Source organism: Sporofaciens sp. SGI.106 (genome assembly GCF_050314255.1).
GTDB lineage: Bacteria > Bacillota > Clostridia > Lachnospirales > Lachnospiraceae > Claveliimonas.
In genome coordinates this window covers 334,611-345,495 of sequence record NZ_JBNPMZ010000001.1, presented here as the reverse complement: position 1 = coordinate 345,495, position 10,885 = coordinate 334,611, and the positions used below count along the sequence as shown (strand labels likewise).

13 protein-coding genes are annotated in these 10,885 nt (G+C 41.2%); 9 read left to right on the top strand and 4 right to left on the bottom strand.

The features are described 5' to 3' along the window. Positions 1-1,395, top strand: a 1,395-nt coding sequence (locus ACQRCC_RS01715; protein ID WP_427849078.1) for an ABC transporter permease, incomplete at its 5' end; no start/stop codon positions are given. Positions 1,396-1,430: 35 nt separating this feature from the next. On the opposite strand, the gene ACQRCC_RS01710 is transcribed toward ACQRCC_RS01715, so the two are convergent. Beyond that, positions 1,431-1,691 carry a helix-turn-helix domain-containing protein gene (locus tag ACQRCC_RS01710; RefSeq protein WP_427849077.1) on the bottom strand — a complete coding sequence of 87 codons (261 nt, stop codon included), beginning with the start codon at positions 1,689-1,691 and terminating at the stop codon, positions 1,431-1,433. A gap of 126 nt (positions 1,692-1,817) precedes the next feature. On the opposite strand from ACQRCC_RS01710, the gene ACQRCC_RS01705 reads away from it, so the two are divergent. From ACQRCC_RS01705 to ACQRCC_RS01690, 4 genes are all read left to right on the top strand, one after another. Next, positions 1,818-2,195 carry a hypothetical protein gene (locus tag ACQRCC_RS01705; protein WP_427849076.1) on the top strand — a complete coding sequence of 126 codons (378 nt, stop codon included), beginning with the start codon at positions 1,818-1,820 and terminating at the stop codon, positions 2,193-2,195. 186 nt (positions 2,196-2,381) lie between these two features. Further along, positions 2,382-2,765 carry a sporulation initiation factor Spo0A C-terminal domain-containing protein gene (locus ACQRCC_RS01700; protein WP_427849075.1) on the top strand — a complete coding sequence of 128 codons (384 nt, stop codon included), beginning with the start codon at positions 2,382-2,384 and terminating at the stop codon, positions 2,763-2,765. Positions 2,766-2,881: 116 nt separating this feature from the next. Beyond that, positions 2,882-3,187 (top strand): hypothetical protein, encoded by a 306-nt coding sequence (locus tag ACQRCC_RS01695; RefSeq protein ID WP_427849074.1) that lies wholly within the window; start codon positions 2,882-2,884, stop codon positions 3,185-3,187. 114 nt (positions 3,188-3,301) lie between these two features. After that, positions 3,302-3,982 carry a response regulator transcription factor gene (locus tag ACQRCC_RS01690; protein ID WP_427849073.1) on the top strand — a complete coding sequence of 227 codons (681 nt, stop codon included), beginning with the start codon at positions 3,302-3,304 and terminating at the stop codon, positions 3,980-3,982. A 1-nt stretch (position 3,983) separates the two neighbouring features. Here ACQRCC_RS01690 and ACQRCC_RS01685 read toward each other — a convergent pair whose 3' ends face one another. Beyond that, positions 3,984-4,502 carry an N-acetyltransferase family protein gene (locus ACQRCC_RS01685; protein WP_427849072.1) on the bottom strand — a complete coding sequence of 173 codons (519 nt, stop codon included), beginning with the start codon at positions 4,500-4,502 and terminating at the stop codon, positions 3,984-3,986. 63 nt (positions 4,503-4,565) lie between these two features. Beyond that, on the bottom strand, positions 4,566-5,570 hold the full coding sequence (locus ACQRCC_RS01680; RefSeq protein ID WP_427849071.1) for an asparaginase: 1,005 nt from the start codon (positions 5,568-5,570) through the stop codon (positions 4,566-4,568). A gap of 191 nt (positions 5,571-5,761) precedes the next feature. Here ACQRCC_RS01680 and ACQRCC_RS01675 point away from each other — a divergent pair, with 191 nt between their 5' ends. The 4 genes from ACQRCC_RS01675 to grdF all read left to right on the top strand — a co-directional run bounded on the left by ACQRCC_RS01675 (position 5,762) and on the right by grdF (position 9,799). Next, a complete protein-coding gene (locus tag ACQRCC_RS01675) occupies positions 5,762-6,466 on the top strand; it encodes an ABC transporter ATP-binding protein (RefSeq protein WP_427849070.1) in 705 nt (234 codons plus the stop codon). A 301-nt stretch (positions 6,467-6,767) separates the two neighbouring features. Continuing rightward, positions 6,768-7,166 (top strand): GrdX family protein, encoded by a 399-nt coding sequence (locus tag ACQRCC_RS01670; RefSeq protein WP_427849069.1) that lies wholly within the window; start codon positions 6,768-6,770, stop codon positions 7,164-7,166. A 22-nt stretch (positions 7,167-7,188) separates the two neighbouring features. Next, positions 7,189-8,475, top strand: coding sequence for a sarcosine reductase complex component B subunit alpha (gene grdG, locus ACQRCC_RS01665; protein ID WP_427849068.1), 1,287 nt, complete (start codon positions 7,189-7,191; stop codon positions 8,473-8,475). Positions 8,476-8,491: 16 nt separating this feature from the next. Further along, positions 8,492-9,799, top strand: a complete 1,308-nt coding sequence (gene grdF / locus ACQRCC_RS01660) for a sarcosine reductase complex component B subunit beta (protein WP_427849067.1) — start codon at positions 8,492-8,494, stop codon at positions 9,797-9,799. 39 nt (positions 9,800-9,838) lie between these two features. Here grdF and ACQRCC_RS01655 read toward each other — a convergent pair whose 3' ends face one another. After that, positions 9,839-10,822 (bottom strand): sigma-54 interaction domain-containing protein, encoded by a 984-nt coding sequence (locus ACQRCC_RS01655; RefSeq protein ID WP_427849066.1) that lies wholly within the window; start codon positions 10,820-10,822, stop codon positions 9,839-9,841. Positions 10,823-10,885: the final 63 nt, after the last annotated feature.

Sequence of the window (10,885 nt, the reverse complement as noted above, 5' to 3'; positions counted from 1 at the left end):
ATGAAATCATTATCTTACCCCGGCTTAGACCGGGGTAAAATATTGCACAAAATATCCGCCCTTGCAATGATTACGGTTTTCCTGTCATTACTTCGACCTATGCGAATCGCTGCAAAAGTTTCCGAAATAGAAGCTATGCGGTACAGAGGAGAGCAAACCACGAAAAAGAGCAGAAAAGGTTACTCCGATATTACAGTCACCCGGCTTGCCATGATACATCTTGCAGGTAATAAGAAAAAAAGTATGATTACAATCTGCTCCATGGCGATTACAGGCTTATTCTTTATGATTGTTGCAACGGTATTGTCATGTGCCGATCCAAACGAAGCTGCGGACAATTCCCTTATGGGAGAATATCAGATATCTCCTGTTATAGATAATAACGATAAAGAGCATCCGGAGCTGGAGTGGAGCCAGGTGCAGCAAAACAATCCGCTTACAGAAGAACTAAAAGAACAGATTTTACAGATTGACGGAATTGATTCGGTGGAGTGTTATCTGGGAAATGATGTGGAATCGGATGCATTTGATAATGCCAGAGAGGGAATGCTGGGAGTTCCTGAAAGCGGAAAGGAGCTGCTGGAAAACGGAATCATAGAAGGAAGTATTACTTATGAAGAACTAAAGAGGGGAGACAAAGTAATCATAGATAAGAATCTGCTTCACTGGTATCCTGATCTGAAAACAGGAGATGTCATAGATGTAGTAACATGGGACGGAGATGAAAAATGTCAGAAGCCATTAGAGATTGCAGCGATTGGCGACTATGATCTGGGATTTACAAGATATAATTATCTGATCATGGCAGATGAGGGACTTCGCTCCTTCAGCAGATATAATTTGAATATGTATTACCGCATATTTGCCAAAGAAAAATATGACGCAGACGTAGAAGCTGAACTAAAGACAATCGTCGAAGAAAATGGCAGAACCCAGATGCAAACCTGGAAATCTTACTATGATGAGTGGAATTCGGCTATGACTCTGACAAGAGGTGCCTGCTACGCATTTCTTGGAATACTGAGTGCAATCTGTATCATGAATATGATCAATACCATGATTCACAGTGTTCACGTCAGAAAAAAGGAAATCGGCATGCTGCAGGCGGTAGGAATGTCGGACGCTCAGCTTTTAAAAATGCTGCAGCTCGAAGGTTTATTTTATACGGCCGGAACGCTGATTGTCGCGGTCGGCGGCGGAAGTGTGGCAGGATATCCCGTTTTCCTGTGGGCAAGAGAGCATGGAATGTTCAGTATCAGGAATTATCATTATCCTCTGGGAGCAACTCTTATTATGGTAGCCCTGCTTATATTTGTTCAGATCATCATGGTATTTATAATCGGAAAATCGGTGAAGAAGGATTCGCTGATTGACAGAATACGGTTTGCGAATTAGGAAAAAAGAAAAAAAGCCACAGTCCCCATCGGAGGCTATGGCTTTTCTTCTTCTTTTCCCTCAATGAGATAATCGTAAGAAACATTGAATATCTCTGCAAGTGCCTTTAACTCTACATCAGTAACATATCTCTTGTTTGTTTCAATTCTGGTGATCACATTTTTATCGATATCATATCCATTCAGTTGAAGTCGATATGCTAAGAGTCTCTGGGACATATTGTGTTGGCGGCGGAGTGCGATGAGCCTCTGGCTGATCAGGTTTTTCTCCCCGGTGGATGGTTTCGGTTTTGGCATTTTTCAAATCCCTCCTGCAAATAGTGTGAGCAGGATTGTCTCACTTTCTGCACTTTTTCTATTGATTTTACATGGGATTAGGAATACAATCGGTTGTAAAAGTGAGACAAAAAGAGGGGGATAATTATGCACCAGAGTGATATGGAACGGTTTGCCTTTCTTTTCTTATGCGGAAAGCATGACAGGGACATTTTGATGGGGAAAGAAAAAATGACGTTTTCTGATTTTGACAGACTTACTTTTATTACCGATTTTCTGGGATTGAAATTGTATAACCTGGAAATCTGGAATACGTATTCCGAACAGTTCACCGAGCAGTTTCAAAGGCTGGAACAGTTATATGATGAGACCTGTGGCATTGAGTACTGGGACACCACGGAGACGGAGCAGCATGACCACTGGATTCAGGAATTCTGCAGACAGGTATCAGACAGAAAGAGCCGGAAGAAGCTGGAAGAGATTGTGAAACAGCAGTATCAGGAAAAAGGACTGGACGACGCGTAGCTCTTGACGAAATCTTTACTAATATTTTGACGAAATCTTGACGTACTTCTTTACCCTTTTTTTGAGTTTATAGATTAATATTAAATCAAGTATTCAAATTATATTATTTTCACAGACATTGATCTAAAGAATGATCCTTAGTAGGACACAATTAAAAGAGACTTAGAAAGGAGAAACGTAAGAGAAATGAAAACGATAAATGGGATAATTAGAAAACTTGGGGCTACATCAAAATATAAGGGGTACTATTTGGTGTCGGATGCTATTCGCCTGGCAATGAATTTTCAGGATGAACCAATGAAGATTACGAAAGATATTTATCCATATCTGGCAAGTAAATATAAAACGACACCAATGAATATCGAGCATAATATTCGTACTGTTATTAATGTTTGTTGGGAGACGAATAAGAAAGGAATGGATGAGATTGCAGGCTATCCGCTTAACTATAAGCCGACAAACAGTGAATTCGTGGATATGGTAGCTTACTATATTTCGGAAGAAGAACAGATGAATACTCAAAGTAAAACAACCGCACAATATGTCGATGCAGTGTGTGTTACGTCATAAAACGTCGAAAAGCGTCGAACGATAGTTCGAGTGCCTCATTGACTTTATTCAAACCGACATTGTATAATATTTTCATATCAGATAATGACAAATGACAGAAAAGAGAGGAAATGACAATGTACTTATCAACAGTATTTTTATCTGAAATTGAAAATGGGGTTGAAAATGCAATCACAAAATGTAATGAGGAATTTTTAAGGCGATTTGGAACTATTCAGGATTACATATCCGACTCAATTATTACAGATTTTTCAGGAGAAACATTTCTGGTGGACAGCAGATGTGACGAAGTGATGGCTCTTTGGGATGTTTTTAAAGATTTTAAAGATGAAATTTTTATTGATCTTCCGGTCATCAAGGCAATGGATACAACTCGTACAGTAAGGGACGAAATGCGTGGAGTGAAAAGGATGTTTCACTAAAGTCGGGGTATGATGATCTGAATAATATATGGAATTAAGGCTTATTAAATAGAGATACTTGGTAAGCCTTTTATTTATGTACATTGAGAAAATACTTAATTTTTGAGGTGGGTTATGGAAACGATCGCTGTAATTGAAGATAATGTACTGACTGGAGATATGTTAACAGAGATTTTAATGGAAGAGGGATTCCAGGTTATCCGGGCGTATTCCGGGACGGAAGCGTTATATTTGCTTAAACACAATAAGCCGGATCTGATATTGCTGGATCTGGTACTCCCGGGTCTCGACGGAGAAGGCGTGCTGGAGCATATTGAGGATATTCCGGTCATTATACTGAGTTCAAAAGCGGAAGTAGAGGACAAGATTCATCTTTTGAATGAGGGTGCATGCGACTACATAACAAAACCGTTTAATACAGGAGAATTGATTGCCCGTATTTTTGTTCAGCTACGCAAAGAAAAAAGTTCAGTTAATCACGCAGAGGCATCTACTGTATCTGTTGGAGATTTAACATTGGATCCATTATCATTGAACCTGATTGCTCAGGCACAGGTCGTAAAACTGACAAAGACGGAAGCAGTGATTCTCAAATTGTTGATGTCACATTCGAAATATACTGTTTCGAAGGATTTTCTTCTGGACAGCGTTAGCTATGAAACACCCGATTGTACAGAAAAATCCCTGAAACAGCATATCTATAATTTGCGAAAAAAGTTGTGCAGCATTAACAGCAATATACAAATCGAGACCGTTCGGGGCGTTGGTTTTAAATTGTCTGAAAATAGAGCTTAATTTACAGCATCAGTCCCATAACATATAAATCATAGTAAACACCGTTTAGTAAAGTGGTATTTTTCAGGCGTCCTTCAATCTCGAATCCGAAACGTTCATAGAGTTTGACGGCAACCTCATTATCACAACGTGTATCTAGCTGGATTCTTGTCGTGATACCATTATTTTTGCAAAAATCGATCAGACGGCGAATAATTTCACTTCCGATTCCCTGTGCCTGATATTTTTTTGCAACCACGATACCGAGTTCGCCCTGATGGCGGGCTTTGATTTTGTTACTGGAATGAATCGTTCCAATTCCGAGAATCTCGTCTCCGTCCATGGCAAGGAGCATAATGCTTGCCGGATGCGCATTTGTCGACAGAATGTCTTCTCGCTGACCGGCAGCATCCATGGGATATTCATCCTTTTCAAAACTCAGATATGTAGTTTCCCCGCCTACATAATTGTAGAAATCTACAATTTTTTCTGCGTCCTCCGGTACCGGTTCGCGATAGATAATGTCTTTTGTGTTACTCATTGATATTCCCTCCCTGATCATTTGATAAATATATAAAAGAAACCTAAGTTTCTTTATTATCTGTTAAAGGTCAATCTGACGATCATTGTTGACCGGAGTATAGAAGAGCTTGCGGATTTGCCGGCAATCATTTGCCTGTCCCAGCACCCACATTATTTTTGCAACGATAGATTCTGTTGTCATATCACCTGCAGTTAATATTCCCGGACAATCACTGTATTTTTTGCCGACCTTGTACACTCCGAGATCGCATCCTTCCTCCGGAACCTGCGTTGTTACAGCAATGACTTTGCCGGAATTTACCCATTCAAAAATTGCTTTCTCAAATGAGGCATCCTCATATTCAGGGATACCGCCAATTCCAAATGTCTCCAGAATAATAGCGTCATAATCATTCCTGAGGAGTCGGAAAATATCGGGCTTTACTTCCGGAGTCAGCTTTAATACGAAAACACGGTCGTTTAACTGTGTGTATGTCTTTAAATCAGAAGCCGTCGGACGCGGCGATTTGTAGTAGCGGATAATTTTATCATCATGAATCATGGCAAGAAACGGAAAATTCATACTTTCAAATGCATCGAAGCTTCTGGTTCTCTGTTTCCGTGCACGTGTGCCTGCAACGACTTTGCCGTTGAAAACAATAGAAACGTCACAGGATTTATCATCCAACGCATATAAAATGCTCTGGTATACATTCAGTTTTGCATCAGTGTAAGGATTTCCCATTGGTTTCTGGGAACCGGTCAGGACGATTGGTTTTATGCTGTTCTGAATCAGATAAGAAAGGGCTGCTGCCGTGTACGCCAGCGTATCCGTTCCGTGAAGAACTACAAAACCATCGTTAGCATCATAATGCTCGATAATAATATCCCGAATCATCATCCAATGCTTCGGACGCATATTTGTGCTGTCAATATTCATAAGCTGAAGAACATTAAGTTCACATTTGTCTTCAATGCCAGGAACATTTGCTGCCAATTCTTCCCCTGTCATGGCAGGCGTCAGACCACTGTCACTTTCTTTAGAAGCAATCGTTCCCCCGGTTGCTATCATAAGTATTTTCTTCATAAAAAGTCCTCTCAATTATTTATATTAGTGTTTCTAGTTAAGTATAAAGGAAAAATGGTTGGGAGGCAAGGAGGTGAATTATGTTTCGTTTTCTCAGGCTCATAATTTATATTTTATTCATAGATATTTGCACAGATATGTAGTAAAATGAATAAAGATTTAGTTTTGCGACAGAATAGGAGAGATAAAACATGTCAGAATTTGTTGAACTCAGGGATGTGCGTAAGATTTATCAAATGGGTGAAGTGAAAATCCGGGCTGTAGATGGAATTAATTTTTCTATTGATCAGGGCGAATTTGTGGTTATTGTTGGACCGAGTGGTGCTGGTAAGACTACAGTTTTAAATATTTTAGGCGGAATGGACACTGCTTCTTCAGGTGAAGTCTGGGTAGATGGGAAGAATGTTGCAGAGTACTCAAACAGAGAATTAACAAGGTACCGAAGAGACGACATTGGATTTGTCTTCCAGTTTTATAATCTGGTGCAAAATCTGACAGCGAGAGAAAATGTGGAACTGGCCTCTCAGATTTGTAAAAAACCGTTGGAGGCGGGTTCGGTATTAAAAGAAGTTGGTCTTGGAGAACGAATGGACAATTTCCCGGCACAGCTTTCCGGTGGAGAGCAGCAGAGAGTGGCAATTGCAAGAGCATTGGCAAAGAATCCGAAGCTGCTATTATGTGATGAGCCAACGGGTGCGTTGGATTATCAGACAGGTAAACAGATTTTGAGATTGTTGCAGGGAACCTGTTGGAAGAAAAAAATGACGGTGATAGTTATTACTCATAATTCAGCGATTGCGCCGATGGCGGATCATGTAATTGAAATAAAGAATGGTCGCGTTGGACGAGAATACTATAATGATAATCCTCTTCCGGTGGACAAGATTGAATGGTAAAAATAGAAATTAGAGTAGGGAATACAAATAGATTCCTTGCTCTTTTTTTGTACATCTTTTGGAATAGAAAAGAATGATGAAAAATATTTCAAAATCAGGAAATAAATTACAAGATTTTTGAAGCGGTTTGAGGAAATTAGAGTCAAACTATAGATAATTAAAATAATTATATGCCATTTATGGTGAATATCTATAAGTGCGAATGGTGAAAATTGAAAGTTGGCATGAGTTTTGCTAATTAATATTAAGTAGAAGGATTATATCCGACTTCAAAGGTATACGGATAAAAGGAGAGGACAACATGAATTGTGTAATGGTAACGAATAATTCAAAATGTTTTGAAAAGTGGAAGGGGAAAATAAAGGTTGACTACAGTGAAGAGTGGAAGTATCTGGATGTGCTGACAGCGGCAAGAGATTATATACATCGGGGATATTTCTTGCTGACTCACCCTCTTGCAGGGAGTGTGAAACCGAATCAGACGCCTTTTAAATCGATTCTTCTGTCAACGGAATCTCTGGAAGGTGCAGAGGAATTCAAAGACCTGATTTTGATTGAGGAAAGCATTGCGGCCTATCACAAATTTATGAACAACCGTCCACTCCCCAGATGGTCAGAAAAATCTACGGATGATTTTCGAACCATTGATCTGTCGCTGATGGAAGGGGCAATGTCGAATCCTATTTTGAACAGACGATAAGGATTAAGGAGGTACGGGAATTATGAAATTGGAATTGGGAAAGATTTACATCAAAGATGTTCAGTTTGCGGACAGGACTTATGTGGAAAATGGAACATTGTATGTGTGTAAAGAAGAAATCGAAAAAATCGTACTGGAAGATGAGAGACTTACAAAAGCAACTGTTGAACTGGCAAGACCAGGTGAGCCTGTGCGCATTTCTCCGGTAAAAGATGTCATTGAACCACGAGTAAAGGTAGAGGGGCCGGGAGGTATTTTTCCGGGTGTAATCAATAAAGTGCAGCAGGTAGGTGAAGGAAGAACCCACGCGCTGGTAGGCTCGACCGTGATTACATGTGGTAAGATTGTTGGTTTCCAGGAAGGTGTAATTGACATGTCAGGACCGACAGCAAAATACACACCATTTTCAGAGACCTATAATGTGTGTGTGGTAATTGAACCTGCAGATGGACTGGAAACGCATGACTATGAGGCTGCCGGAAGAATGGCAGGTCTGAAAGTTGCTACTTACATCGGTGAAGCAGGAAGAAATGTTACACCCGACGAGATCGTAACTTATGAGACAAAACCGCTCCTTGAGCAGATTGCGCAGTATCCGGATCTTCCGAAGATCGGATATGTACATATGCTGCAGTCACAGGGACTTCTTCATGATACATACTATTACGGAGTGGATGCGAAGAAGTTTATCCCTACGATCATGTATCCTACAGAGATTATGGATGGAGCCATTGTCAGTGGAAACTGTGTAGCTCCGTGTGATAAGGTTACAACCTATCATCACCTGAATAACCCGGTCATCGAAGATCTGTACAAACGTCATGGAAAGGATCTGAATTTCGTGGGAGTGATCCTGACAAATGAAAATGTATTTCTTGCCGATAAAGAGAGACATTCCGATATGGTGGCTAAGCTTGCAAAATATCTGGGACTTGATGGTCTTCTCATTACAGAAGAAGGTTACGGAAATCCGGATACAGACCTTATGATGAACTGTAAGAAAGTAACACAGGCCGGTGTGAAGGTTGTGATTATTACTGATGAATTCCCGGGTCGTGACGGAAAGTCATATTCCCTTGCTGATGCAGTTCCGGAAGCAGATACGATGGTATCCTGCGGACAGGGTAATCTGATCGTGCACTTCCCGCCGATGGACAAACTGATTGGAACGATGGATTATGTGGAAAGTCAGATTGGCGGTTATGCAGGATGTATGAATGCGGATGGAAGCTTTGATGCAGAGCTTCAGATTATCATAGCATCTACGATAGCAAATGGATTCAACAAGCTTGCGGCACGTACATACTAGGAAGGGGGATATTAAAATGGCAAAATATAAGATCGTACATTATATAAATAATTTTTTTGCGGGAGCAGGCGGTGAAGAAGCAGCAGGTATGAAACCGGAACTTCATGAAGGCGCCATGGGTCCGGGCCTTGCACTTGCTGCTGCATTCGGTGAAGATTATGAGATTGCGGCAACAGTCGTATGTGGAGATAATTACTTTGGAGAGAATCTGGAGGATGCCACTGCTGAACTAATCGGCATGATAAGCAAATATGAGCCGGATCTATTTATTGCCGGACCTGCCTTCAATGCAGGGCGTTACGGAGTTGCCTGCGGAACCATATGTAAGGCGGTAGAAAAAGAATTAGGTATTCCGGTTATTACAGGTATGTATGAGGAAAATCCGGGTGTAGATATGTTCCGCAAAGACCTAATTATTGTAAAGACGAAAAATTCCGCCGCAGGAATGAGAAATGCAGTGCCTGTTTTCAAAACTCTGGGCGAAAAAATGGTAAAAGGTGAGGAGATTTTAGGACCGGATATTGAAGGATATCTGGAAAGAGGAATCCGTGTCAACTATTTTGCGGAGAAAAGAGGTTCTGAGAGAGCAATTGATCTCCTGGTGAAAAAATGTAACGGAGAAGAGTGCCCGACAGAGTATCCGATGCCGGTGTTTGACCGTGTAGAGCCGACTGCTCCGGTAACAGATATGGCGCATACGAAGATTGCAGTTGTTACCTCCGGCGGTATTGTTCCCCAGGGAAATCCGGATCATATTGAGTCTTCCAGTGCTACAAAGTATGGAATTTACAGTATTGAAGGTATGAACAGAATGGATAAGAAAGATTTTATGACTGTCCATGGAGGTTATGACAGGGCATATGTAACTGAAGATCCTAACCTTGTTGTTCCGCTGGATGTACTTAGAGACATGGAGCGGGAAGGTGTGATCGGCGAACTGGCAGATTATTTTATTACAACAACAGGAACAGGAACCGCAACCGGGAATGCGAAGGCATTTGGTGAAGATTTTGTAGGCAAATTAAAGGAAGACGGAATCGGGGCTGTCATCCTTACTTCTACCTGAGGTACCTGCACACGTTGCGGTGCAACGATGGTAAAGGAAATTGAACGTGTGGGAATTCCAGTCGTTCATATCTGTACGGTGGTACCGATTTCCAGGACGATCGGTGCCAACAGAATTGTTCCGGCAATCGGTATTCCTTATCCGCTTGGAGATCCTAATAAGTCTCCGGAGCAGAGTAAAAAGATTCGCCGTGAATTGGTAGAAAAAGGGCTTAAGGCTCTGGAAACACCGATCACTGAGCAGACTGTATTTGAATAAACAAAAACCGGGACAGGTTTTGGTGCCTGTCCCCTGCTGCTATTTCAGCTGATATTCCTGAATCTTATTAAAAATCTGCCGGGAAGTGATTCCCAGTCGTCTTGAAGCCTCGGCCACATTTCCGTCCAGCTGCTCCAGCACCCATTTGAGATAAGCTTTTTCACTGGCTGCTTTATATTCCTTCCAGGGGAGAATTTCTGAAAAGTAAGGAGTTTTTTGGGCGTACTTTAGTGTGCCAATATTATATAGAATCGGCAGGGATTCTTCGGTGATTACTCCATGATCTGATAAAATGACCATGCGTTCGATGATGTTTTTCAGTTCCCGTATGTTTCCGGGATAATCATACTGCATCAGAAATTTTTCCGCAGAGCTGTCTATCGAATGAATCGTAATATTGTTTTCTTTCTGTGCCTTTTTCATGAAAAAATCAATGAATGCGGGAAGATCTTCTTTTCGTTCCCGAAGAGCCGGGATGCGGATTACAATAGTGCTGATTCGGTAGAAGAAATCTTCCCGGAATTCCCGACGTTCAATCTTTGCTGGAAGATCCTGATTGGTAGCGGTGATTAGCTGGAAATCAATTTCACGCTTTTTATTACTGCCGATTCGTTCGATTTGCTTTGTCTCCAGAGCGCGCAGAAGTTTAATCTGGGTTGTAAGGGAAAGATCACCGATCTCGTCAAGAAACAGTGTACCATGATTGGAAAGTTCAAATTTACCTTCGCGGGCTTTGGAAGCACCTGTGAAGGATCCCTGTTCGTGGCCGAACAATTCTGATTCCAGAAGTGTCTCAGTAAATGCGCTGCAGTTCACGGCAACAAAATTCTGATTACTTCTGTGACCACAGGCATGGATATATTTTGCCGCAACTTCTTTTCCGCTGCCCGACTCCCCGGTAAGCAGGATGTTTGCATGGGTATCCGCCACGCGCTCACAGAAATCCAGTGCCTGCCGGAATTTTTTGTTTTTCGTATCAAGATGAAACTGTTCTCTGAGATGTTGCTTTTCTGACGTACCCATAAATGTAGCCTCCTTCGGATTATTAATATATCAATTAATTTCATTATATAAGAAAAAAATTTC

Excerpts from the sequence above, each read along its gene's own strand:
- ACQRCC_RS01710 (WP_427849077.1), bottom strand. The coding sequence starts at position 1,691 with ATGCCAAAACCGAAACCATCCACCGGGGAGAAAAACCTGATCAGCCAG.
- ACQRCC_RS01705 (WP_427849076.1), top strand. The coding sequence starts at position 1,818 with ATGCACCAGAGTGATATGGAACGGTTTGCCTTTCTTTTCTTATGCGGA.
- ACQRCC_RS01700 (WP_427849075.1), top strand. The coding sequence starts at position 2,382 with ATGAAAACGATAAATGGGATAATTAGAAAACTTGGGGCTACATCAAAA.
- ACQRCC_RS01695 (WP_427849074.1), top strand. The coding sequence starts at position 2,882 with ATGTACTTATCAACAGTATTTTTATCTGAAATTGAAAATGGGGTTGAA.
- ACQRCC_RS01690 (WP_427849073.1), top strand. The coding sequence starts at position 3,302 with ATGGAAACGATCGCTGTAATTGAAGATAATGTACTGACTGGAGATATG.
- ACQRCC_RS01685 (WP_427849072.1), bottom strand. The coding sequence starts at position 4,502 with ATGAGTAACACAAAAGACATTATCTATCGCGAACCGGTACCGGAGGAC.
- ACQRCC_RS01680 (WP_427849071.1), bottom strand. The coding sequence starts at position 5,570 with ATGAAGAAAATACTTATGATAGCAACCGGGGGAACGATTGCTTCTAAA.
- ACQRCC_RS01675 (WP_427849070.1), top strand. The coding sequence starts at position 5,762 with ATGTCAGAATTTGTTGAACTCAGGGATGTGCGTAAGATTTATCAAATG.
- ACQRCC_RS01670 (WP_427849069.1), top strand. The coding sequence starts at position 6,768 with ATGAATTGTGTAATGGTAACGAATAATTCAAAATGTTTTGAAAAGTGG.
- grdG (WP_427849068.1), top strand. The coding sequence starts at position 7,189 with ATGAAATTGGAATTGGGAAAGATTTACATCAAAGATGTTCAGTTTGCG.
- ACQRCC_RS01655 (WP_427849066.1), bottom strand. The coding sequence starts at position 10,822 with ATGGGTACGTCAGAAAAGCAACATCTCAGAGAACAGTTTCATCTTGAT.